The 22,996-nt window shown below is 67.1% G+C and carries 26 protein-coding genes; 15 read left to right on the top strand and 11 right to left on the bottom strand.

Going from position 1 to position 22,996, the window contains the following annotated elements:
- Positions 1-36: 36 nt before the first annotated feature.
- Entirely contained in the window at positions 37-174 is a 138-nt protein-coding gene (locus Q9Q95_RS19345) for a hypothetical protein (protein WP_306098797.1), read from the bottom strand.
- 73 nt (positions 175-247) lie between these two features.
- On the opposite strand from Q9Q95_RS19345, the gene Q9Q95_RS19340 reads away from it, so the two are divergent.
- The 5 genes from Q9Q95_RS19340 to Q9Q95_RS19320 are packed head-to-tail and all read left to right on the top strand — an operon-like array spanning position 248 to position 4,647.
- Complete coding sequence (locus Q9Q95_RS19340) at positions 248-787, top strand: shikimate kinase (protein ID WP_306098796.1); 540 nt, start codon at positions 248-250, stop codon at positions 785-787.
- On the top strand, positions 784-1,884 hold the full coding sequence (aroB, locus tag Q9Q95_RS19335) for a 3-dehydroquinate synthase (RefSeq protein WP_306098795.1): 1,101 nt from the start codon (positions 784-786) through the stop codon (positions 1,882-1,884). The genes Q9Q95_RS19340 and aroB overlap by 4 nt, the downstream gene beginning before the upstream one ends.
- Positions 1,884-2,309, top strand: a complete 426-nt coding sequence (locus Q9Q95_RS19330; protein ID WP_306098794.1) for a hypothetical protein — start codon at positions 1,884-1,886, stop codon at positions 2,307-2,309. Before aroB ends, Q9Q95_RS19330 begins: the two co-directional genes overlap by 1 nt.
- A 44-nt stretch (positions 2,310-2,353) precedes the next feature.
- On the top strand, positions 2,354-2,728 hold the full coding sequence (locus tag Q9Q95_RS19325) for a hypothetical protein (protein WP_306098793.1): 375 nt from the start codon (positions 2,354-2,356) through the stop codon (positions 2,726-2,728).
- Between the two features lie 44 nt (positions 2,729-2,772).
- Positions 2,773-4,647 (top strand): M1 family metallopeptidase, encoded by a 1,875-nt coding sequence (locus tag Q9Q95_RS19320; RefSeq protein WP_306098792.1) that lies wholly within the window; start codon positions 2,773-2,775, stop codon positions 4,645-4,647.
- Between the two features lie 13 nt (positions 4,648-4,660).
- On the opposite strand, the gene Q9Q95_RS19315 is transcribed toward Q9Q95_RS19320, so the two are convergent.
- The 5 genes from Q9Q95_RS19315 to Q9Q95_RS19295 all read right to left on the bottom strand — a co-directional run bounded on the left by Q9Q95_RS19315 (position 4,661) and on the right by Q9Q95_RS19295 (position 8,084).
- Positions 4,661-4,921: a hypothetical protein gene (locus Q9Q95_RS19315; RefSeq protein WP_306098791.1), complete on the bottom strand. Its 261-nt coding sequence runs from the start codon at positions 4,919-4,921 to the stop codon at positions 4,661-4,663.
- Complete coding sequence (locus tag Q9Q95_RS19310; RefSeq protein WP_371876814.1) at positions 4,918-5,250, bottom strand: DUF423 domain-containing protein; 333 nt, start codon at positions 5,248-5,250, stop codon at positions 4,918-4,920. Before Q9Q95_RS19310 ends, Q9Q95_RS19315 begins: the two co-directional genes overlap by 4 nt.
- A gap of 2 nt (positions 5,251-5,252) precedes the next feature.
- Positions 5,253-7,034 (bottom strand): cation:proton antiporter, encoded by a 1,782-nt coding sequence (locus tag Q9Q95_RS19305; RefSeq protein ID WP_306098790.1) that lies wholly within the window; start codon positions 7,032-7,034, stop codon positions 5,253-5,255.
- Complete coding sequence (locus tag Q9Q95_RS19300) at positions 7,034-7,459, bottom strand: iron-sulfur cluster assembly scaffold protein (RefSeq protein WP_306098789.1); 426 nt, start codon at positions 7,457-7,459, stop codon at positions 7,034-7,036. The genes Q9Q95_RS19305 and Q9Q95_RS19300 overlap by 1 nt, the downstream gene beginning before the upstream one ends.
- A gap of 73 nt (positions 7,460-7,532) precedes the next feature.
- The gene (locus Q9Q95_RS19295) at positions 7,533-8,084 is read right to left on the bottom strand and encodes a CvpA family protein (RefSeq protein WP_306098788.1); all 552 of its coding nucleotides are present in this window, start codon (positions 8,082-8,084) and stop codon (positions 7,533-7,535) included.
- A 256-nt stretch (positions 8,085-8,340) separates the two neighbouring features.
- Here Q9Q95_RS19295 and Q9Q95_RS19290 point away from each other — a divergent pair, with 256 nt between their 5' ends.
- Together Q9Q95_RS19290 and Q9Q95_RS19285 are read left to right on the top strand one after the other, a co-directional pair.
- Complete coding sequence (locus Q9Q95_RS19290; protein ID WP_306098787.1) at positions 8,341-10,668, top strand: calcium-binding protein; 2,328 nt, start codon at positions 8,341-8,343, stop codon at positions 10,666-10,668.
- A gap of 109 nt (positions 10,669-10,777) precedes the next feature.
- A complete protein-coding gene (locus Q9Q95_RS19285; protein ID WP_306098786.1) occupies positions 10,778-11,446 on the top strand; it encodes a TylF/MycF/NovP-related O-methyltransferase in 669 nt (222 codons plus the stop codon).
- A 43-nt stretch (positions 11,447-11,489) separates the two neighbouring features.
- Here Q9Q95_RS19285 and Q9Q95_RS19280 read toward each other — a convergent pair whose 3' ends face one another.
- Both Q9Q95_RS19280 and radA read right to left on the bottom strand, forming a co-directional pair.
- Complete coding sequence (locus Q9Q95_RS19280; protein ID WP_306098785.1) at positions 11,490-12,053, bottom strand: lipocalin family protein; 564 nt, start codon at positions 12,051-12,053, stop codon at positions 11,490-11,492.
- A 393-nt stretch (positions 12,054-12,446) separates the two neighbouring features.
- Positions 12,447-13,814: a DNA repair protein RadA gene (gene radA / locus Q9Q95_RS19275; protein ID WP_306098784.1), complete on the bottom strand. Its 1,368-nt coding sequence runs from the start codon at positions 13,812-13,814 to the stop codon at positions 12,447-12,449.
- 115 nt (positions 13,815-13,929) lie between these two features.
- On the opposite strand from radA, the gene Q9Q95_RS19270 reads away from it, so the two are divergent.
- Complete coding sequence (locus Q9Q95_RS19270; protein WP_306098783.1) at positions 13,930-15,090, top strand: glycosyltransferase family 1 protein; 1,161 nt, start codon at positions 13,930-13,932, stop codon at positions 15,088-15,090.
- A gap of 39 nt (positions 15,091-15,129) precedes the next feature.
- Positions 15,130-15,540, top strand: a complete 411-nt coding sequence (locus Q9Q95_RS19265; protein WP_306098782.1) for a hypothetical protein — start codon at positions 15,130-15,132, stop codon at positions 15,538-15,540.
- An 82-nt stretch (positions 15,541-15,622) separates the two neighbouring features.
- Here Q9Q95_RS19265 and Q9Q95_RS19260 read toward each other — a convergent pair whose 3' ends face one another.
- On the bottom strand, positions 15,623-15,946 hold the full coding sequence (locus Q9Q95_RS19260) for a DUF2218 domain-containing protein (protein WP_306098781.1): 324 nt from the start codon (positions 15,944-15,946) through the stop codon (positions 15,623-15,625).
- 64 nt (positions 15,947-16,010) lie between these two features.
- The gene (locus tag Q9Q95_RS19255; RefSeq protein WP_306098780.1) at positions 16,011-16,610 is read right to left on the bottom strand and encodes a PadR family transcriptional regulator; all 600 of its coding nucleotides are present in this window, start codon (positions 16,608-16,610) and stop codon (positions 16,011-16,013) included.
- Between the two features lie 173 nt (positions 16,611-16,783).
- Here Q9Q95_RS19255 and Q9Q95_RS19250 point away from each other — a divergent pair, with 173 nt between their 5' ends.
- From Q9Q95_RS19250 to Q9Q95_RS19240, 3 genes are read left to right on the top strand one after another with little or no spacing between them, the layout of a single operon-like run.
- Entirely contained in the window at positions 16,784-18,103 is a 1,320-nt protein-coding gene (locus tag Q9Q95_RS19250) for a replication-associated recombination protein A (RefSeq protein ID WP_306098779.1), read from the top strand.
- Positions 18,096-18,443 carry an MmcQ/YjbR family DNA-binding protein gene (locus tag Q9Q95_RS19245; protein WP_306098778.1) on the top strand — a complete coding sequence of 116 codons (348 nt, stop codon included), beginning with the start codon at positions 18,096-18,098 and terminating at the stop codon, positions 18,441-18,443. The genes Q9Q95_RS19250 and Q9Q95_RS19245 overlap by 8 nt, the downstream gene beginning before the upstream one ends.
- A gap of 14 nt (positions 18,444-18,457) precedes the next feature.
- Positions 18,458-19,321 carry a hypothetical protein gene (locus tag Q9Q95_RS19240; RefSeq protein WP_306098777.1) on the top strand — a complete coding sequence of 288 codons (864 nt, stop codon included), beginning with the start codon at positions 18,458-18,460 and terminating at the stop codon, positions 19,319-19,321.
- A gap of 57 nt (positions 19,322-19,378) precedes the next feature.
- Here the strand turns inward: Q9Q95_RS19240 and Q9Q95_RS19235 are convergent, their stop codons facing one another.
- On the bottom strand, positions 19,379-20,155 hold the full coding sequence (locus Q9Q95_RS19235) for a hypothetical protein (protein ID WP_306098776.1): 777 nt from the start codon (positions 20,153-20,155) through the stop codon (positions 19,379-19,381).
- A gap of 135 nt (positions 20,156-20,290) precedes the next feature.
- Between Q9Q95_RS19235 and Q9Q95_RS19230 the strand changes: the two genes are divergently transcribed.
- From Q9Q95_RS19230 to Q9Q95_RS19220, 3 genes are read left to right on the top strand one after another with little or no spacing between them, the layout of a single operon-like run.
- The gene (locus tag Q9Q95_RS19230; protein ID WP_306098775.1) at positions 20,291-20,905 is read left to right on the top strand and encodes a hypothetical protein; all 615 of its coding nucleotides are present in this window, start codon (positions 20,291-20,293) and stop codon (positions 20,903-20,905) included.
- Complete coding sequence (locus Q9Q95_RS19225) at positions 20,902-22,050, top strand: DUF4350 domain-containing protein (protein ID WP_306098774.1); 1,149 nt, start codon at positions 20,902-20,904, stop codon at positions 22,048-22,050. Before Q9Q95_RS19230 ends, Q9Q95_RS19225 begins: the two co-directional genes overlap by 4 nt.
- The gene (locus tag Q9Q95_RS19220; protein ID WP_306098773.1) at positions 22,037-22,993 is read left to right on the top strand and encodes a MoxR family ATPase; all 957 of its coding nucleotides are present in this window, start codon (positions 22,037-22,039) and stop codon (positions 22,991-22,993) included. The genes Q9Q95_RS19225 and Q9Q95_RS19220 overlap by 14 nt, the downstream gene beginning before the upstream one ends.
- The last annotated feature ends 3 nt before the right edge of the window (positions 22,994-22,996 follow it).

Raw genomic sequence — 22,996 nt, 5'->3', positions numbered from 1 at the left:
GCGAGCAGCAGCGCCGCAAATCCGATCCGCGAAACCTTAGTTCGTGAGATTATCAAGCGGGACCACCTTCTCCATGCGGACCGGCTCCTTCTCGGTGTTGCGGGTCGAGAGGAATATGATTCCCCCCACCAGCACGAGGAGGACGACAATGAGCGCGACGATCGAACGGGACATGGAAAGGTCCGTGAATTGAGAATTACGCGGGCCTTTTGCCCGAGACCCGACCTCGCTGTATAGCCCCCCGACAATGTTGCAAGCGCATGCCCAAGACTGGCCCTGGAAGGGCAAGCCGATCGTGCTCGTCGGGCTCATGGGCGCCGGCAAGACCACTGTCGGCCGCCGCCTCGCCCAGCGCCTGCGGCTGCCCTTCGTCGATGCCGATCACGAGATCGAGGCGGCGGCGGGCATGACCATCTCGGATATTTTCGAGAAATTCGGCGAACCCTATTTCAGAGATGGGGAGCGCCGGGTCATCGCCCGGCTGATCGACGGCACGCCCAAGGTGATCGCCACCGGCGGCGGCGCCTTCATCAATCAGGATACGCGCGGCCTGATCCTCGATCAGGCGATCGCCATCTGGCTCGATGCCGAACCCGCGGTGCTCGCCGACCGGGTCCGCCGCCGCGACACCCGCCCGCTGCTGCGCGGCCGCGACCCCGAGGAGATCCTCGTCGAACTGGCGGCGATAAGAAATCCTTTCTATGCGCTCGCGCCGATCCGGGTGCAGAGCATCGCGGCTCCGCACGACACCACCGTCGACGAAATTCTGAAGGCGATCCGCACTTGAACAGCGTTCCCGTCGCTTTGGGCGACCGCAGCTATGACATCCGCATCGAAGCGGGGCTGCTCGTCCGCGCGGGCGAGGCGCTCGCCCCGCTCGCCCGCAATCGGACCATGCCGGTCGTCACCGACGCAAATCTCCTCCCGCATCTCGCCACGCTCCAGACGAGCCTCACCGCCGCGGGGGTTGCGAGCGAGGCAATTGTCCTGCCGCCCGGCGAATCGACCAAGAACTGGGCCCAGCTCGAAGCGCTCACGGATCGGCTGCTCGAACTTGGCGTCGAGCGCAACGATCACATCATCGCGCTCGGCGGCGGGGTGATCGGCGACCTGGTCGGCTTCGCTACGTCGGTCCTCAAGCGCGGCTGCAACTTCGTCCAGATCCCCACCACCTTGCTCGCGCAGGTCGATTCGTCGGTCGGCGGCAAGACAGCGATCAACAGCCGCGCTGGCAAGAATCTGATCGGCGCCTTTCACCAGCCGGCATTGGTGCTGATCGATCCGCAAGTACTCGACACGCTCCCGCCGCGCGAGCTCCGCGCCGGCTATGCCGAAATCGTCAAATACGGACTGATCGACGATTTCGCCTTTTTCGAATGGTGCGAAGCCAATGCCGCCGCATTGCTCGCTGGAGACCCGCACGCCCGCGAGCATGCGATTGCGCACTCGGTCGCCGCCAAGGCGCGCATCGTCGGCGAAGACGAGCGCGAGACGACCGGCAAGCGCGCCTTGCTCAATCTCGGCCACACCTTCGGCCACGCGCTCGAGGCCGAGACCGGCTTCTCGGACAAGCTCCTCCACGGCGAGGGCGTCGCGGCCGGCACGGCGCTCGCTTTTGCGTATTCGGCGCGCCGCGGCCTCTGCTCCGGCCAGGAAGCCGAGCGCGTCGCGGCGCATCTCCGCGCGATCGGCCTCCCCGACGGCCTCGCCGCCGCCGGCATCACCGCGACCGGCGCGCGGCTGGTCGAGCACATGCTCCACGACAAGAAGATGGCCGCCGGCACCTTGCCCTTCCTCCTCGCTCGCGGCATCGGCCAGACCTTCCTCGACAAGACGGTGGATCTGGCGGACGTCGAAGCCTTTCTCGACGAGCAGCCGCGCTGATGAAACGGCGGCGTTGGCTCTCGCTGCTCCCGCTTCTCTATGCGTCGACTCTTGCGGGATGCTCCGGTGGCGGCTGCGCCAGCCACATGGTCTCGCGCCACGCCGATCCCGGCTCCGATCTCGTCGCTTATGTGCTCAAGCGCGATTGCGGCGCGACGACGGACTTCGCCACGAATGTCGCCATCGGCAAGCGCGCCGAAAACCTGGCCGAGGCACTGGTCGTGTTCACGGCCGATGCGGACCACGGCGCCGCCTTCCAGGAAGACGGCGGCGCAATCTGGTTGCGCGCGGCATGGACGGCGCCCCGCACGCTTTCGATCGCATTCGCCGAGAAGAGCCGGGTCTTCAAGAAGCTCGAATCGGCGAACGGGGCAGTGATCCGCTACCGGGCGAGCAACCCCGCCGAATTGCCCCCTGTGCCCTGACGAACTTCAAGGGACCTTCCCTCCTGCACCGTCGTTTCAGGCATATGCCTGAACCCCGCACCATCGGCTGGCTGCTCGACGAACGCGATCGCGACTCGCTGCTCGCCCGCTTCGCGCCGGCATGGCCCGACGTGATCGCCCATCACGTCACCCTCGCCTCGAAGACCACCGATCCCCTCCCGGCCGAAACCGCTGGCGAGATCGTCGGCCATGTTAACGACGGCGCGGGCCTGCAGGCGCTCGTCGTCGCGATCGGCGGCACCAGTGATCGCCCCGACGGCGGCACCTACCACATCACCTGGTCGCTCGATGAGGCCGCCGGCCGCGAAGCGCGGCAGAGCAACGACGTGCTGCGCGAACGCGGTTTCGACCGGCTCGACGCCCCGACCCCGATTCGACTGACCCCGTCCGAACTCTGAAGCGCTCAGTTGCCGTTCAGCCGCGATCCGCATAGCAACGCGCCATGCAACGCCTCCTCCCCGCGCTCGCCGCCTTCGTGATCGCCGCTCCGGCCACCGCGCAGCAGGCCCCCGCCCCGATCCTCGCCACCCCCGAGGCGAAGGACGTCTGGACCCATGCCGAGCCGCAGGTCGCGCGCGTCACCCATGTCGACCTCGATCTCGATGTGGATTTCGCCAGTAAGACGCTCTCCGGTCGCGCGTTGCTGAACCTGCTCGCGGTCGCTGGCGCGAAGCAGATCGTGCTCGATGTCGACGATCTCGAAATCGCGGAGGTCACCACCGCCGATCGCAAGCCGCTCCGTTACGCGGTCGGCCCGCGCGACAAGGAGCTCGGCTCGGCGCTCACCATCGATCTTCCCGCCGGCACCCGCCAGATCGCGATCCGTTACCGCACCAGGCCCGGCGCCTCGGCGCTGCAATGGCTCTCGCCCGAGCTCACCGCCGGCAAGAAGCAGCCCTATTTGTTCAGCCAGGGCCAGCCGATCAACAATCGCAGCTGGATCCCCACCCAGGACAGCCCCGGCATCCGCCAGACCTGGTCAGCGACGCTCACCGTGCCCGACGGCTTCGTCGCGGTGATGAGCGGCGAACGCCTCGACGGCGCCAAGGGCACGCTCGTCCCCCATCAGAAGCGCCGCTTCCGCTTCCGAATGGACAAGCCGGTGCCGCCTTATCTCATCGCGCTCGCGGTCGGCGATCTCGCCTTCAAGGCAACCGGCCCGCGCTCGGGCGTCTGGGCCGAGCCTGCCCAGCTCGATGCCGCGGCGCACGAAGTCGCCGACGTCGAGAAGATGATCGACGCCGCGCAGGCGCTGTATGGCCCGTATCGCTGGGGCCGCTACGACATGCTGGTATTGCCGCCGAGCTTTCCGTTCGGCGGGATGGAGAACCCCACTCTCACCTTCCTCACCCCGACGATCATCACTGGCGACCGTTCGAATACCGATGTCGTCGCGCACGAGCTCGCGCACAGCTGGTCGGGCAATCTCGTCACCAATGCGACATGGTCCGACAATTGGCTCAACGAGGGCTTCACCACTTATTTCGAGAATCGCATCATGGAGGCGGTCTATGGTGCCGAACGCGCCGCGATGTACGCGGATCTCGATTGGGACGGCCTCAACAAGGACATCGCCGAAGCCGGCGGCGAGGATGCGCCGACCACCCGGCTTCACGGCGATCCCGGCGCCACTGCCGGCCAGCTCGATTATTTCAAGGGCTCGACCTTCCTGCGCACGATCGAACGCGCGGTCGGCCGTACGCGGTTCGACGCCTATCTGCGCACCTATTTCGATCGCCACGCTTTCCAGCCGCAGACCAGCGCGGGGTTCCTCGCCGACATCCGCGCACATCTGATCAAGGGCGACGCGGCGCTCGAGGCAAAGCTCCAGCTCGATCGCTGGGCATATCAGCCCGGCTTGCCCGAGAACGCCGTCCACGTCCAGTCGCCGACGCTTGCCAGGATCGATGCCGAGATCGCCGCAATGAAGGCCGGTGGCCCGGTCTCGGCGGTCGATCCAGAGGGCTGGGCGACCCAGCAATGGCTGCGCTTCCTCAACGGCCTGCCCCGCCAGCAGAGCCCGGCGCGGCTCAAGGAACTCGACGATACGCTCGGACTTTCGGGCTCGACCAACGCCTATGTGCGCTCGGCCTGGGCCGAGCTCGCCATCGCCAATCGCTACGATCCCGCACTGCCTTCGATTCAGGCCTTCGTTTCCAGCGTCGGTCGCGGCCTGCTGATCCGTCCGATCTATGAAGGGCTGATGGCGCAGGGCGATTGGGGCAGACCGATCGCGAAACGCTTCTACGAGGGCGCGCGGCAAACCTATCACCCGGTCACCGCGGCGCAAGTCGCCAAGATCGTCGCGGGCGGCTGATTCGGCCAGCGCCTCAGTAGAGGCAGCTGCCAAACCGGTGCGCGAGCATCTCGGCCATTACGCCCGCGGGCCAGATCAGCATGGTCAGCACCCCCGCGGCGGCGACTCGTGCCCGCACGCCACCGAACAGCAGGAAAGCGGGCAGCGGAACCGGCGCAAGCACGGCCAACAGATTGTACGCACCCGGCCGACCGTACCATGCGAGCCCAAAGAATATCGCCATCTCGATGCCGAGGAACACCGCTATTGCGAGGGTCCAGCGCCGATAGCTCATCCCTGCTTGCGCGCCAGCGCTATCGCCAGCCATAGCCATCCCGCGATCAGTGCCGCGCCGCCGACCGGCGTCACCGCGCCCAGCCAATGCGGCGCCCCCAGCGCCATCAGATAGAGCGTGCCGGCGAACACCGCCGCCCCGCCGACGAACAGCCAGGCCGGCACCCGTGCGCCCATCCGTACCGCGAGCAGTGCCGCGACGGCATGGATCAGCTGATAGTGCCCGCCGGTCTTGAGCCATTCGGCCGCCTGTCCCTCGGCGCCATGCGCGCCGAACGCCCCCGCCATCACCGCAAGCGCACCCGAAAGCGCGGCGAGGACCGCCGCCAGTCTCACCGGGGCTCCAGATCGGCCTCGGCCGCCGCCGCCTGCGAGGCGTGGGTGAGCATTCCGTCGATCCCCGCACGTATGTCGCCGGTCTCGCGCTGGAGCTTCAATCGCTCGAAATCGCGCCGGCGATACTCGGCCTCGGTCTTATCGATCTCCTGCTGGGTCACCCCCACCGAGTCCATCGCGCGCCGCGCCATCACGATCGCGCTTTCCAGCATCTCGCGCACCGCGCCCGCGATCGGCGCGCCCTTCATCTTCATCACCGATCGCCGATCATAGGCGCGGACGAAGATCGTCGCCTTGGGGAAAGCGTGATGAATGCCTTCCAACGCCTCGGTGTCCAGCCCGTCGCCGTCCTGGCAGAACAACAGCAATTCGGCATCGGCGGCGCCGGCCTGGCGCAGGATGTCGGTCCGCGTGCCGTCGCCATAATAGACCTTCATCCCGAAGCTGCCCGCAGTCTCGATCATCTCGACATCCATGTCGACGATCGTCACCGGTATCCCCTGCCCGATCAGCATCTGCGCCACGGTCTGGCCGAAGCGGCCATAGCCGACCACCACGGCGTTCGATCCCTCTTCCTGCGGCCCGTCGAGCCCGTCTGCACTCGGTTCGGGTTCGGCGCGCAGCCGCTTGGTCGCCATCATCAGGAACGGCGTCGTCGCCATCGACAGCGTCACGATCGCGCCGAAGATGCTCGCCGCCTCGCCGGTGATCAGCATCGCCGACTGGGCCTGCGCGAACAGCACGAAGCCGAACTCGCCGCCTTGGCTCAGCAGCACGCCCAGGGCGAATGCCGGGCGCTTCTTCATCCCGAACAGCAGGCCGAGCCCCATGATCAGCGCCGCCTTGGTCGCGATCAGCGCCAACGCCATCCCCGCGACGAACAGCGGCCGATCGGCAATGGCGTGAAGATCGAGCGTCATTCCCACCGCGAGGAAGAACAGCCCGAGCAGGATCGCGCGGAACGGCTCGACATCGGCCTCGAGCTCATGGCGATAGGGCGAGTCCGCGAGCATCACGCCCGCGATGAACGCGCCCAGCGCCGCCGACAGGCCGAGCATCTCCATGATCGCCGCGCTCGCGATCACGGTGAACAGTCCGGCGAACACGAACATCTCGCGCTCGCCGAGATTGCCGATCAGCCGGAATGCCGGCCGCAGCACATAGCGCCCGGCGAGGATCAGCCCGACGATCGCGGCCACGGTATAGACTGCGAGCAGCCATCCCGGCGGCCCGCCCATGTCGGCGGGGTTGCGCGACATCGCTGCGACGATGGTGATCAGCGGGACGATCGACAGGTCCTGGAACAGCAGGATCGCAAAGGCGCGCTCGCCGAACGGGGTGCGCAGCCGCCCCGCCGACTGCAGCAGCGGCAGCACCTGCGCGGTGGAGGACAATGCGAGCGGCAGTCCCAGCGCCAGCGCCGCCGCCAGCGAACTGTTTGCCGCTGCCCAGACGATCGCGCTGATCGCGAGCCCGCATAGGCTCACCTGCATCATCCCGAGTCCGAAAATGTCGCGCCGCATCCGCCACAGCCGCGACGGACTCAGCTCGAGGCCGACGAGGAACAACAGCAAGGCGATGCCGAGCTCGGCGATCCCCAGCTTGCTCTCGGCATCCCCGACGAGCCCCAACACCTGCGGGCCGACCACGGCGCCGGCGACGAGGAAGCCCAAAGTCGCGCCCAGCCCGAGCCGGCGGAAGATCAATACGAAGATCAGCGCGAAGCCGAGCAGCGGCACGCCGTCATGGAGCAGCGAAAGGCCCGAATGGTCTTCCATCAGCGCTGTGCCTCTGCCGCGGCCTCAGCCGCCGCCTCGAAGGCGAGACGGATCGAGGCATGGCGCCCGCGATGCTCGAGCGCCGGCCTGAAGATCTCCATTCCCGGCCAATCGGGGGGCACATCGCGCTCCCCCGCCAGCCACGCGGTCAATTGGTCGCGCGCCGCGGCGAGTTCGTCCGCACTCCGCCCGACGACATGCGCGCCCATCAGCGAGGCCGAAGCCTGGCCCAGCGCACAGGCCCGCACCAGCATTCCCACCGCCGCGACGCGCCCCTCCGCATCGAGGCCGATATCGACCGTCACCCGGCTTCCGCACACCGGCGAGCGTTTTTCGACGCTCGCGCCGGGATCGGCCAGCCGCTCGTGAAAGGGGATCTCGGCGGCGAGCCGGAGGATTTGGCTATTGTACAGGGGCGCGTTCATTCCGCTCTCGACTTAGGGGGCCAGGGCGCGGGATGCGACCCTTTTAATCCGCCTAGCGAAGCGAGTGAGGACTTTAGTTCACGTTTCCCTTGGCCTCGGCCTCGTTCCCACCGAACACCGGCTCGCCCTTGCGCCGCCGGTCGACGAAATCGGCCACCGTGGCACTCGATTTGTCGAGCAGCGGATAAGTGGTCGAACGCGTGATCCAGTCGGGCCGCCCGTCGGGCCCGCCGCCGACCGTGTCGAACACCAGCACCAGCAGCAGGAAGCCGATGCTCACCAGCACCAGCCCCTTCAACGCCCCGAATCCGAACCCCAGCGCGCGGTCGATCGGCCCCAAAAAGCTCTCGCGCATTCGCGAGCCGATCGTGTTGGCGATCAGCCGCCCGCCGAGATAGGTCACCCCCGCAAGGATCGCGAAGGCGAGCACCGCCCCGCCCTGCGCCGTCCCCACCATCGACGCCATGAACTCGGCGAGCGGGCTGTGGAACAGCTTGAGCACCAGCACCACCACGAGCCAGGTGCCCAAAGCGAGCACCTCGGTCACGAAGCCGCGGATGAATCCGAGCACCGCCGCCCCGCCGATTGCGAGCAGCACGGCGATATCGAGTCCCGTCAAAGCCATGAAACGCGTCCCTCCCGCGGTCCTGATAGGCGGCCGTCCGCTCCTGCGGAAGGGACCATGTCCGCAATCCCGCATTGCCGGCGTCCTACCGATAGCTCCGGCAATACGGAGCAGATCCCGTTGCAGGATCAATTGGATGCAAGGTCAATACGTTGACGAGCCATGCCGAGGTCAATCATAGTGGGAACGCCTCTGGAGCAGGAACGGATTTCCGATTTCGCGCAAGATGGTGCCAGCTTGTTGATGGAGTGGTCGAATGGCTGTGATTACCGGCACGGAAAGCGCTGAGACTCTCGACGGCACCATAGACCCCGACACCATCACCGGGCTGGGCGGGGACGACACGCTCAATGGCCTGGGCGGCGGCGATTCGCTCGATGGCGGCACGGGCGCGGACACGATGTCGGGCGGTCTGGGCGACGACACCTACCATATCGACAGTGCAGGCGACATGATCGTCGAAATCGCCGGCGAAGGCTATGACACGGCATACACCCGTGTCAGCTACACGCTGGCCGCCGGCGTCTCGGTGGACCTCCTGAGGACATACGGCTCCTCGACCACCGCCGCCATCAACCTGACCGGCAACGCACTGGCCCAGACGCTGGTCGGCAATGCCGCGGCGAATATGCTCGACGGCAAAGGCGGCGCCGACACCATGTGGGGCTATGGCGGCGACGACAGCTATCATATCGACAATGCAGGCGACCTGATCGTCGAGGCCGTCGGCGAGGGCTATGACACGGCGTACACCCATGTCAGCTACACGCTGGCCGAGGGCGTGTCGGTCGACCTCCTCAGGACATACGGCTCCTCGACGACGGCCGCCATCAACCTGACTGGCAACGCGCTGGCCCAGACGCTGGTCGGCAATGCCGCGGCGAACGTGCTCGACGGCAAGGGCGGCGCCGACATCATGTGGGGCTATGGCGGCGATGACAGCTATCACATCGACAATGCGGGCGACAAAATCGTCGAGGCCGTCGGCGAAGGCAGCGACACGGCATATACCAGCGTGAGCTACGCGCTGACTGCGGGCGCGTCCGTGGAATTCCTGAGGACATACGACTCCTCGGCGACCGCAGTCGTCGACCTGACCGGCAACGAGCTGGCCCAGACACTCTACGGCAATGCCGGAGCGAACATGCTCAACGGCAGAGGCGGCGCCGACACCATGTGGGGATATGCCGGCGACGACGGCTACCATATCGACAATGCGGGCGACGTGATCGTCGAAGCCGCCGACGAGGGCACCGACACGGCCTATACCAACGTGAGCTACACGCTGGCCGCGGGCGTGTCGGTGGAATTTCTGAGAACGTACGGCTCCTCGACGACCGGCGTCATCAACCTGACCGGCAACGAGCTGGCCCAGGCGCTGGTCGGCAATGCCGCGGCCAACGTGCTCGACGGCAAGGGCGGCGCCGACAATCTGTGGGGCTATGGCGGCGACGACACCTATTATGTCGACAATGCCGGCGATCTCGTGCGCGAGGTGGCGGGCGAGGGTTACGACACGGTCATCACCACCGTCAGTTACTCGCTGGCCGATCGCAACTCCCAGGGAGTGGAAGTCCTGAAGACTTCCGACCGAGCAGGAACCGATGCCATCGACCTGACCGGCAACAATGGTGACAACACGCTGGAGGGCAACGCCGGGGCGAACAGGCTCGACGGTCGACTCGGTGCGGATCATCTGTGGGGTTTTGCCGGCGACGACACCTATTTCCTGTTCGGCAACGGCCTGCAAGCTGACGACGAGACGGTCCACGAGGTCGCTGGCGAGGGTACCGACACGATCCTCGCAACCCGCAGCTACACGCTGCGGTCGGGCTGGTCGATCGAGATCCTGAAATATTTCAAACCGACAAGCACCGATCAGGGGATCGATCTCACCGGCAACGAGCTGGCGAACACGCTGGAAGGCAACAACTCCCACAACGTGCTCAATGGCGGGCTTGGCGCGGATCACCTGTGGGGCTTCTTCGGCAACGACACCTATTATGTCGAAAATGCCGGCGACGTCGTGCACGAAGCCGACGGCCAGGGGTACGACTCCATCGTCACTACGATCAGCTATGCCATCGCAGCGGATCTGTCGGTGGAATATCTGAGGACCTCCGGCTCCCTGACGACCGCTGCCATCGACCTGACCGGCAATGCGATCGACAACACTCTGGTCGGGAATGCCGGGGCGAACGTGCTCGACGGCGGAGCCGGAAACGACGTCTTGTGGGGCTATGGCGGCAACGACACCCTGATCGGCGGAAGCGGGGCGGATACTTTCGAGTTCAGGGCCGCACCGGGTGCCGGCAACGTCGACACGATCGCCGACTTCAACGCCGCCGACGACCTGATCCACATCGACCGCGCGTTTTTCCCCGGCCTTGCCGCAGGCAGGCTGGCCGCCGGCGCATTCAACACCGGGGTAGCCGCGACGGAGGCCGATGACCGGATCATCTACGACACCGCCACCGGCCAGCTGCTGTTCGACGTCGATGGCGTGGGCGGAGCCGCAGCCGTGCAATTCGCGACGCTGAGCGGCGCCCCCGCGATAGGCGCCGGCGACTTCTGGATAGTCTAGTCCCGCTGCCCGGGGACCTATCGCAGGTGCAGCGAGCGCTGGCGTCCGTGCGCCGGTCATTCTATCGCCCGCTCTCGCAAGCCCCAGCCCGAAGCGAAGGAAGATCACCGTGCCGCATTATGTCCCTGATTCCACGGTGGATGCGTATGAGGCCGAAAACAGCTTCTATCTGCGCAGCCACCCATCCCGCATGGCGAAGCTGCTGGCGCATTACGAGCTCTACCGGAAAATTACCCACCTGCCCGGGGCAGTGGTCGAAATGGGCGTCTACAAGGGCGCGTCGCTCATGCGCTTCGCCACTTTCCGCAACATCCTCGAAAATCCCCATAGCCGGCCATTGATCGGGTTCGACGCCTTCGGCGCCTTTCCGCGCGACGAAGTCGCCGGCACGGAGGATAGAGAATTCATCGAGCGCTTCGAGACGGCAGGCGGGCCGGGCATCTCCCGGGATGACCTGACGGCGCTCATCGCCGAGAAGCGGTTCGACAATATCAGCCTGGTCGAAGGGAATATCTTCGAGACCCTGCCGGCTTTTCTGGAAAGCAAGCCGGCGCTCAAGATCGCGCTCCTGCATCTCGACCTCGACGTCTACGAACCGACGGCTTTCGTTCTGCAGAGGCTTCTTCCGCACATGGTCCGCGGCGGGCTGGTCGTATTCGACGATTATGGCATGGTCGAAGGCGCCACGCGCGCGGCAGACGCGATCTGCGCCGAGCTCGGCGTCACGATGGCGAAGCTCTCCAACTATGAGATTCCGGCCTATTTCACCGTCCCCTGAACGTCCCGGCCCATGCCAAGGTCGCGCCTTGCCCGAACTCCGCTCAGACCTGCCGCGTGATCCGCAGCGCCCAGCGGTCATAGCCCAGCGCCTCCACGCGCCGGAGCAATGCCTCCAATATCGCGGGCGCAGGCCTGGCATCGCGGCTCAGCAGCCAGAGATAGCGTCCGCCCGGCTCGCCGACGATCGACCAGTCATATTCCTCGCCATGATCGAGCACCCAATAGTCGCCGGTGTAGAGCGGCCCGAAGAACGACACCTTGAGCTTGGCGTTGGTCGCCTCGTCCGCGACGATCGCCCGGCCCTCGATCGAACTGCGCGCGCCCTGCGGCCCGTTCTGGCTGCCGCTGTTGACGATGCGGATCCGCCCGTCCGCGTCCAGCCCATAGTCGGCGGTCACGGCGTCGAGCCCCTTCTGGAAGCGATTCTCGTGCCGTGCCAGCTCGAACCATGTGCCGAGATAGCGCGCGAGTTCAACGGATCTGGCAGGCTCGGGCACCTTGGGGTTGATCACCGGCGGTCGCGTCGCGCGCGAATACAGGAGCAGTCCGCTGAGGGCCGCGACGGCAGCGCCGGTGGCGATCGTGATCGCAGTCGATTGCTTCATGCCGCCATCTTGCGATGCAGCGCGCCGAATTGGTAGCCCTTGCACGCGACCCTGCCCGCACCGCTAAATTGACCAAGTTTGCCGAAACGCGAATCATCGCGCGACTTTCTTGCGCGACCTGTGTGGCCGCGCGTTGCGACGCGACCGGGACGAAAGCAGGGCCTCCGGCCCCGGGCGCAGCGGTGGAGAGGATCTCCCATCGACAAGTCTATCCCAGACGAAATCCAATTTTGGAAGAGGATCCGGGAACGGGGGACCTGACGCGCTTGCCCAAAATCAACCGGAGCGGCGAAGAGGGATCCAAGCCGCTCCGGTGCCGAGTCCACCCCCGGCACCTGCATTCATGCACAGGATGCGCATCGAAACAAATTGCAAATATGCTTAGGGCCGACTTCACCGACCCAGCAGATGATCGACGAACGCCCCGAGCGACTTGAAACCCGCCAGCTGCAACCCGCCGGTATCGGCCTGCGCCGCCGGTGCCAGCGCACGCCCGAACCCGAGTTTCGCCGCCTCGCGACACCGCAATGCGCCATGCGCCACCGGCCGGATCTCGCCCGACAGCGCGACCTCGCCGAACGCGATCGCATCGGCGGGCATCGGCCGCTCGGCGAGCGCCGACACCAATGCCGCCGCCACGGCGAGATCCGCGGCGGGGTCCTGTACCCGATACCCGCCCGAGACGTTGAGATAGACTTCGCACGACGAGAAGCTCATCCCGCAGCGCGCCTCGAGCACTGCGAGGATCATCGCCAGCCGTCCGCTGTCCCAGCCGACCACCGCGCGCCGCGGCGTCGCCCCGCTCGCCAGCCGCACGGTCAGCGCCTGTACCTCGACCAGCACCGGCCGCGTCCCCTCGAGCGCGGGGAAGACGATCGTCCCGCTCATATTCTCGTCGCGATGGGTGAGGAACAGCGACGAGGGATTGCCGACTTCGCTCAGCCCCTCGGCCTGCATCGCGAACACGCCGATCTCGTCGGTGCCGCCGAAGCGGTTCTTGACCGCGCGCAGGATGCGATATTGGTGGCTGCGCTCGCCTTCGAACGCCAGCACGGTATCGACCATGTGCTCGAGGACGCGCGGTCCGGCGATGCTGCCGTCCTTGGTGACGTGCCCGACCAGCACCAGCGCCGTGCCGCGCTCCTTGGCGAAGCGGATCAGTTCCTGCGCGCTCGCCCGCACCTGACTCACCGTTCCCGGCGCGCCTTCGATCAGGTCCGAATGCATGGTCTGGATCGAATCGATCACCACCAGTGCCGGCGCCGGGCCCTGCCCCAGCGTCGTCAATATGTCGCGCACCGAAGTCGCCGCGGCGAGCTGCACCGGCGCGTCGCCCAGCCCCAGCCGCCGCGCGCGCAGCCGCACCTGATCCGCCGCCTCCTCGCCCGAGACATAGGCGACCTGCAGCCCGCGCCGCGCGATCAGCGCCGCCGCCTGGAGCAAGAGAGTCGATTTGCCGATTCCGGGATCGCCGCCGATCAGGGTCGCGCTGCCCTCGACGAAACCGCCGCCCAGCGCGCGATCGAACTCGGCAATCCCGCTCGGCGTCCGCTCGGGCAAGGCGATGTCGGTATCGAGCCCGACCAACTGGATCGCGCGGCCGCCCGACTGGAGATTATGCTTCGCCTGGAACGGCGTGACCACCCCGCCGGCATCCTCGACCAAAGTGTTCCAGTCGCCGCAATCCGCGCATTGCCCCGCCCATTGCGCGGACACCGAACCGCAGGCCTGACAAACATAACGCTTTTTGGGCTTCGCCATGCCGCGACGCTAGCGCAGGAACAGGAAGGGAACAAGCCCTTGCTCCCCTCCCTTCCAGGGAAGGGAGACGCTACCTCAGCTTGCCCCTCTCCCTTCCCCCCGCTATCGCGCCGCGATGCAAGCATCCGACCTTCGCGTCGCGCTGTTCAGCGGCAATTACAATTATGTCCGTGACGGCGCGAACCAGGCGCTCAACAAGCTCGCCGGCTATCTGCTCAGCCAGGGCGTGACGCTCCGGGTCTATTCGCCGACCACCGACACCCCGGCCTTTGCGCCGACCGGCGACCTCGTCAGCGTCCCCGCGCTTCCTGTCCCCGGCGGCCGCGCCGAGTATAAGTTCGCGTGGCACCTCCCGCGCACCACCCGCGAGGACCTCGCCGCGTTCAAGCCCAACCTCGTCCATGTCTCGGCGCCCGAGATCCTCGGTCACCGCGCGGTCAGTTGGGCGCGCGACAATGATATCGCGACGGTCGCCTCGCTCCACACCCGTTTCGAGACCTATCCGGCCTATTACGGCATCGGCTTCCTCGCGCCGCTGATGATCAAGGGGCTCACCCGTTTCTACAATCGCGTCGATCAGGTCGTCACGCCGGGCGAATCCATGGCCGCGCTGATCCGTTCATGGGGCGTCACCAAACCGGTGCGCATCTGGTCGCGCGGGGTCGACCATGCCCGCTTCACTCCCGCCCGCCGCGACCTCGCATGGCGCCGCAGCCTCGGCATCGCCGATCAGGAATTCGCCGTCGGTTTTCTCGGCCGCCTCGTGCTCGAAAAGGGCCTCGACATCTTCGCCGACGTCTGCGCCGCGTTGCGCGACCGCGACGTGCCCCATCGCGTGCTGGTGATCGGCGACGGCCCCGCGCGCGACTGGTTCGCCGAGCGCGTTCCCGAAGCCGCGTTCGCCGGCTTCCAGAAAGGCGACGATCTCGGCCGCGCGGTCGCATCGATGGACGTCCTGTTCAATCCTTCCGTCACCGAGACGTTCGGCAACGTCACGCTCGAAGCGATGGCCTGCGGCGTCCCCGTCGTCGCCGCGCGCGCGACCGGCGCGGTCGACCTGATCGAGGATGGAGTCGACGGCTTCCTCGTGCCCCCGCGCGACGTGAGCGCCTATGCCGAAGCGATCGCGCGCCTGGTCGCCGATCCCGCACTCCACAAGGCGCAAGGCGCCGCGGGCCACGGCAAAGCGCAAACCTATCAATGGGATGCGATCAACCAGAAAGTGATCGACACCTATCTCGAGGTGATGGCGCGCCGCGCCGCCCGGCCCGGCTGAGGCTCGCCCCCGCCGAGATTATCGGATAAGGCGCCGGCCATGTCCCTGGTCCTGCTTGTGGTCGCCGCGTTCCAGTCGGTCGAGCCGATCGACCTGCCGGCGCTCGACGCCGCGATCGAGCGCTGCGAACGCGGCACCGTCCTCCCGATATTCGCGGCCGAAGCCGGGCGGCGCAGCGCGGCGGTGACGGCTTTCTATCAGGAACAGGTCCAGATCGTCGCCGAGCGGCTCGCCACTGCGGAACGGCGCCGCACGCTGCGCGAAACGCCCGCGGCCCCGGCGACACCGGCCGCCACCGATCAGGAACTCTCGCTACGCCAGCTCGCGCTCGACGATCGCCAGCGCGCGCTCGACGATCAGCGCCGGCTCGAAACCATGCGGCAGGAAGCGCTCGACCTGAAGCGCGCCTATTTCCTGATGCACTGCCCCGCGAACCGGAAACAGGGCTGAACCGCGCCCGACGCCGGTTTCGCCCTGTTCCGTCCTTCCGGCAAATGCCGGGATCCCAAGCCTCAAACAGCGATCACCGCGGTCATTGCCAGTCGAACGTCAGTGGCGCCTCGCGAAACGCGAAGCGGTCGAGATGGCGCGCCACGGCGCCCTTCAGCCCGTCGAGCTGCTCGTCGCTCGACGCGTCGATCCGGACCTCGAGCCCGGTCTCGGCGACGTTGAAGGTCACCACCGCGTCGCCCGGATGACTCGCGCCGCGCGCGTCCCTGGGAAAGATCACCGTGCCGTTCTCGGGAGTGAACTCGACCTGGAGGTTGTGCTCCCAATGCTTGCACAATTGCTGGAGATATCTGCTCGCGCTCGCCGTGGGCACCAGCGCCGTCGCGCTCGCAGTCGTGATCGTCATGTCCCGTTCCTTTCCCTGCGGCGCCAGCCCGAGCCGACGCCGCAGCACCTCCAGTCGCGGCATTTCAGAGCCGCTCGATCTTCCGCGCCGCCTCGTCGAGAATGTCGGCGACCGCGTGCAAAGTCTCGGGATCAACTTCCGAACCGCCCAGTCGCTCCTGCAACACGGCGCGTAAATTGCCCATCGCACGGCGAATCGGGCCGCCGCTGGTGCGTGCGTGATGCTCGCCCAGCTCGGCGAGCCGCCGGAACAATGCTTCGACTTCAGCCGCTTTCTCCTCAAGCTCGGCGATGCCGGCCTCGGTGATCGCGAAGGCCTTGCGCGTGCCGTCGGCCTTCGCCTCGACCAGCCCCATGTCGTCGAGCATGGTCAGCGTCGGATAGATCACGCCGGGGCTCGGCGCATAGGCACCGCCCGAACGCTCCTCGATCTCGCGGATCAGGTCATAGCCGTGGCGCGGCTGTTCCTCGATCAGCTTGAGCAGGACGAGGCGGAGCTCGCTGCCGTCGAACATCCGCCGCCCGCGTCCGCCGCCGCGGCCATCGTGCATGCCCCAGCCGCCGCCCATGCCCCAGCCCCCACGGCCCCAGCCGCCGCGCGGTCCGCCGTGCCGGCCGCCGCAATCATGGCCGTGCGCACGGCCGTGGTGAAATCCAAATCGCATCTCAAATCCTTCTAAGCGAGTCGTGATGCGTCTAAGATATATCTTAAAGGCAATTGCGCAAGGCTCTTTTCGCCATCCCGGCCAAGGCCGGGATCGCATGTCGCGCCTGGGGGCCGAGATCCCGGCCTTCGGCGGGATGACGAAGCGAGCGAGAACGCCTATCTCCCCGATAGATGGCCGATCTCTTCGCAACCGACGAACAACCCGCCCCGGCCGAAGCGCCGGCGAGCGGCCCGCTCGCCGATCGGCTGCGCCCGCGGCAGCTCGACCAGGTGGTGGGTCAGGAGCATCTCACCGGCCCCGAGGGCGCGATCGGACGGATGGTCGCGGCGGGAAGGCTCGGTTCGATCATCCTGTGGGGGCCGCCGGGCACCGGCAAGACCACGATCGCGCGACTGCTCGCCGCTGCGGTCGGGCTGCGCTTCGTCGCGATCTCGGCGGTGTTCTCGGGCGTCGCCGATCTCAAGAAAGTCTTTGCCGAGGCGCGCGAATATGCCCGGCTCGGCCGCAAGACCCTGTTGTTCGTCGACGAGATTCACCGCTTCAATCGCGCCCAGCAGGACGGCTTTTTGCCCTATGTCGAGGACGGCACCGTCACCCTCGTCGGCGCGACCACGGAAAATCCGTCGTTCGAGCTCAACGCGGCGTTGCTCAGCCGCGCGCAGGTGCTCATTCTCCACCGCCTCGACCACAAGGCCTTGTGCAAGCTGCTCGACCGCGCCGAGGCGATCGAGGATCGCCCCCTGCCGCTCACTTCCGAGGCACGCGACGCGCTGGTCGCCAGCGCCGACGGCGACGGCCGCTTCCTGCTCAACCAGGCCGAAACCCTGTTCTCGGTCAGTTTCGAGGCGCCGCTGTCTCCGGCGGCGCTCGGCGACTTCCTCCAGCGCCGGGTCGCGGTCTACGACAAGGATCGCGAGGGCCATTACAATCTGATCTCGGCGCTGCACAAATCGATCCGCGGCAGCGATCCGCAGGCGGCGCTCTATTATCTCGCGCGGATGCTCACCGCCGGCGAGGAGCCGCTCTACGTGCTCCGCCGCCTGACCCGCGCCGCGGTCGAGGATGTCGGCCTCGCCGATCCCAATGCGCTGGTCCAGTGCATCGCCGCCAAGGACACGTACGACTTTCTCGGCTCCCCGGAAGGCGAGCTCGCGATCGCGCAGGCCTGCCTCTATCTCGCCACCGCGCCCAAATCGAATGCGACCTATGCGGCGCAGAAGGCGGCGTGGCGCTCGGCGAAGGAGACCGGTTCGCTGATGCCGCCGCAGAACATCCTCAACGCGCCGACCAAGCTGATGAAGCAGATCGGCTATGGCAAGGGCTATACCTACGATCACGACGCCGAGGACGGCTTCTCGGGCGACAATTACTGGCCCGAGGAGATGACGCCCCAGACCTTCTACACGCCCACCGATCGCGGCATGGAAAAGCGCATCGCCGAGCGCATGGCATGGTGGAACGAGATGCGGGCGAAGCGGCGGGATGACTGACTGGGAAGATTCCTGCGCCTTTGCCTGCGCGCTGCCCGAGGTGATCATGGAAAGCTGGTGGGGCACGCTCTGCCCCAAGATCAACGGCAAGGGTTTCATGTCCCCCGGCCGCGAGCAAGGCAGCTTCGCGCTGATGGTCTCCCACCCGGAAAAGGAAATCCTGATCGAGACCGATCCCGAGACCTTCTGGCAGACCGATCATTACGCCCGTTATCCGATGCTGCTCGTCCGCTACGGCACCGCCAGCCGCGCGCGGATCGAACTCTATATCCAGCGCGCGTGGTGGGACCGCGCGAAGAAGCCCCAGCGGCTGGCTGCCGGAATGGAGACGCGACCTTGACGCTCTCCAATTGAATGCGCCCTTTCACCCACTTCTACGCGATCGACTGGTCCGGACAGGCCGTCGAGCGGCCGAGAGGCCTCGCGGTCGCCCATGCCCGCGCGGGGAGCGCCGCGCCCGCGCTCATCGACCGCAACTGGTCGCGGCAGGACATCCTCGAATGGCTCGGGCAATTGGCCGCCGACGGCACCCGCGCCTTGATCGGCCTCGATCTCTCGCCGGCTTTCCCGTTCGCGGACGAAGGTGCCTATTTCCCCGGCTGGTCCGCATCGCCGCCCGACGGGCCGGCGCTGTGGAAGCTGGTCGATGAATTGAGTGCCGACGACCCGCACCTCGCGGCGACCAGCTTCGTCGGCCACCCCGAAGCCCGCCGCCATTTCCGCCAGCGCGGCGATTGCGGCGATCTGTTTCCGCCGGGCCGGGGCCGCTTCCGGATATGCGAGCATGGCCAGGAGGCGATGCGGCTGTCGCCCTATAGCTGCTTCAACCTCGTCGGCGCCTCGCAGGTCGGAAAATCGAGCCTCACCGGCATGCGCGTATTGCACCGGCTGCGCGGCAGGATCGGGCTATGGCCGTTCGATCCGGTCCCCGAGACCGGCCCGATACTGGTCGAGATCTACACTGCGCTCGCGGCACGGCTCGCGGGCATGCGCAAGGGCATCTCCAAGATCCGCGATGGCGAGACGCTCGATACGATGCTCGCCGCATTCGGGTCCGCACCGCACCAGGCTTTGCCGCGCCACGACGACCACGCCACCGATGCGATGCTGTCGGCCGCCTGGCTGCGCGTCGCTGCCGCGCAGCCCGAACTCTGGTCGCCCGGACGGCTCACGCCGGAACTCGCGCGAACCGAAGGGTGGACCTTCGGCGTTCCCTGACGCTTTCGGCCCGACGCCCGGGACGCGATCGCGTCCCGGCGCATCGAACCCGGGTCCTCAGGCGAAGATCGCCTCGAGGTCCGCCGGTGCCACGCCTTCCTTGACGTTGCGCAGCTCGACATAGATGCACGACTGCACCGTCACCGACACCATGCTTCCCAGCGCGCTGGTCACGGCAGTGAGCAATGCGACGAGGAGGAACGAACCCGTCGTCGCGATGCCGGCGGTCAGCAGGCCCACCGGAATGCTGAGCAACCACAGGCCGACGACCACCAGCAGCATCGTCAGGAAAATCCGCCAGCGCGCGCCGCGCGTGAGCTCGAGGCTGCGCCCGAACGCTTCGAGCACGCCCACCTTTTCCTGGACATAGACCGGCACCACGACCGACCAGCACAGCCACAGGATGATCCCGGGCACGATCAGCAGCAGCATCGCGAAGCCGACGCCCAACGCCAGCAGGAAACCGATGCCGATCATCGGCAGGATCATCGACGCGCCGACGGCGAGGCATTGGGCAAATCCGGGCTTCTCGCCCGACAGATGCATCACCGTCGCGCGGGTCAGCGCCGCCTGAAGCACCGCGCCGGTCACGACCGCGACCAGCCAGGCGGCGAGAATCGGCCCGAGACGCGCCATGCTGAACGCCGCGGCGACCGAAGGCGCCGCGTCGACATTCGCGTTGAAGCTCGGCAGCCATGCATTGAGCAAAAAGGTCGGCAGCCCCGACAGGACCAATGCGAGCCCGGCGAACAACCCCAGATTGGAGCTGATCGTCTCGAACGATCGCGAAATTACACTGGCGATTTCGTACCGCCCTTCTCCGGCTTCGGCCATAAATCCCCCTATGTACTGGCGATCGATCTCGCCGGGCGCGAAATTGAACCGAAACGGGTTGCAAAGTCCAGCCTGAACGGCTTTTCAGGCCCGGGCGGATCGGTTAGCGTCCGCGGCGTGGGGGCGATCAAGGCAATGGCGGAAGGTTCCGCGACGGAGTCGGTCGCGGCAGCACATGCAAAGCTGCGCGCACGCACCGACATCCAGTTCGAGCTGCCGGTAGACAAGCCGCCCGAAGTGCCGCCCTGGCTGCGCTGGCTCGGCCGCGCGCTCGAGCCGCTCGGCCCCTATACGGAATGGATCTTCTGGACGTTGGTCGCGCTCGGCGCCGTGACGATCCTGTGGCTCATCGTCCGCAGCCTGCTGCACAAACGCGGCCAGACCGATGCGCAGGCCACGCCCGAGAGCGAAGTCGCGGCGTGGCGCCCCGAGGAAAAGGTGGCACGCGCGTTGCTCGCCGAGGCCGACGCCATGGCCGCCGAAGGCCGCTACGAAGAAGCGGCACGGCTGCTGCTGCACCGCAGCCTCGAGGACATCGCGCGCAACCGCCCGCGGCTGCTGCGTCCGGCGCTCACCAGCCGCGAGATCGGCGCGATGGCGGGATTGCCCGAACGCGTCCGCGCCGCCTTCGTCGCGCTGGCTGCCCCGGTCGAGCGGAGCCTGTTCGCCGGCCGCAGTCTGGCGCGTGGGGACTGGGACGAAGCCCGCGCGGCCTATGGCGCCTTTGCGCTGCCGGGTGCGTGGAAATGAGCGGCGCGTCGGCCCCGACCTTCGCGACGCGGACGATGCTGATCCTCGTCGCGCTGGCGACCGTAGGATTCCTCTCGTTCCTGTTGCTCTTCGCCTATGCCGATGAATTGCGGCCGGCACAGAACGGCGGCACGCATGCATTGTCGACCTCCGCCGTCGGATTTGCCGGGCTGGCCGATCTGGTCCAGCGCACCGGCGGCGAAGCGCGCTTCGTCCGCAGCGAGGCCGAGATCGACGAGGCCAGCTTCCTGATATTGACACCCGCTCCGGGAACCGATCCGGCCGCGATCAAGCGAATCCTCGATCGCCGTCAGGGGCTGTCGACGCTGGTGATCCTGCCGAAATGGCTCACCATGCCGTTGCCCGAAAAGCCGCAATGGGTGCGCACCGTCGGAACGATCCCGGGAGAGACCGCGGCGTTGCCGATTTCGGAAGTGGTCAAGGTGACGCTCCAAACCCCCTCCGGCAAGGGCCTGCGCACGCTTTCGGGGCCCGAGCTGGAACAGGTCACTGCCGATGCGGAGGGCGGCACCCTCGTCGCGTCGCATGAGGACAGCCTGCTGACCGTCGTGGCGGACCCCGATCTGTTCGACAATCAGGGGCTGGCGACCCGCGAGGGCGCCGAACGCGCGATGCGCATTCTCGACGATCTCGGCGCGGGCGAGGACGCGATCGCCTTCGATCTGACGCTGCACGACTTCGGCCGGAACCCCAATCTGCTCAAGCTCGCCTTCGAGGCGCCCTTCCTGCCGCTCACCTTGTGCGTTCTCGTCGCGGCGTTGCTCGCCGGCTGGCACGCGATGCTGCGCTTCGGGCCCGCGGCACTGCCCCAGCGCGGCCTGGCGTTCGGCAAGAGCGCGCTCGCCGACAACGGCGCGGCGCTGCTGCGTCTCGCCCGGCGGCGGCACCGGACCGGCGCGCGTTACGCGGCATTGGTGCGCGAGACCGCAGCCTCAGCCACCGGCGCGCCACCGGGATTGAGCGGAGACGCGCTCGACCGCTATCTCGACCGGCTCGATCCCGCCGGCGAACCCTTTTCGAGCATGGCGGCGCGCGCCGCCGATGCACCCGACACGCGCCGCCTGCTCGATGCGGCGCGCGATCTCTATCAGTGGAAGAGGACCGTCACGCGTGAACATCGATGAAGTGAAGGCGCTCGGCGACGCGATCCGCGGCGAAGTGGCCAAGGCCGTGGTCGGCCTCGACGACGCCGTCGAGCTGATGCTCGTCGCCTTGTTCGCCTCGGGCCATATCCTGCTCGAAGGCCCTCCCGGCACTGCCAAGACCTTTCTCGCGCAATGCTTCGCGCGCGCGGCGGGGCTCGATTATGGCCGCATCCAGTTCACGCCCGATCTGCTGCCGGGCGACATTCTCGGCTCGAACCTGTTCAATTTCCAGACCTCGTCCTTCACGCTGACGCGCGGGCCGATCTTCACCGAATTGCTGCTCGCCGACGAGATCAACCGCACCCCGCCCAAGACGCAGGCGGCGTTGCTCGAGGCGATGCAGGAGCGCACGGTGACGATCGACGGCGTCGACCATCGGCTCAGCGACCGCTTCATGGTAGTCGCCACGCAGAACCCGATCGAGAACCAGGGCGTCTATCCGCTTCCCGAGGCGCAGCTCGACCGGTTCCTGTTCAAATATGTCGTCGGCTATCCGACGATCGAGGAGGAGCAGAGGCTGGTCGCGGCGATGGGCAATCGTTTCGGCACGCCGCACCCCGAGGATTGGGGCGTGGCGCGCGTCGCCGATGCCGCGACGATCCGTGCCGCCGCCGATGCGGTCTCGGTCAACCGCCTCGCCGATGAGATCGTCGATTATGTCGTCCGTCTCGTCCGCGCGACGCGCAGCACCGGCGATCTCCAGCTTGGCGCCTCGCCGCGCGCCGCCGCGACGCTTGCCGCCGCCGCACGTGCCTATGCCGCGCTCGACGGCCGCGATTTCGTGCTGCCCGACGACGTCAAGCATCTTGCGCCGGCGGCACTGCGGCATCGCGTCCTGCTGTCCCCTGCGGCGGAGATCGACGGGCGCTCGGTCGATGCCGTGGTCGCGGCTCTGGTCGAGCAGGTCGAGGCGCCGCGTTGATAC

Origin of the sequence: Sphingomonas sp. DG1-23 (assembly GCF_030730875.1) — a bacterium.
In the GTDB taxonomy this organism is placed as follows: domain Bacteria; phylum Pseudomonadota; class Alphaproteobacteria; order Sphingomonadales; family Sphingomonadaceae; genus Sphingomonas.
This window is presented reverse-complemented; position numbering and strand designations above follow the sequence as displayed.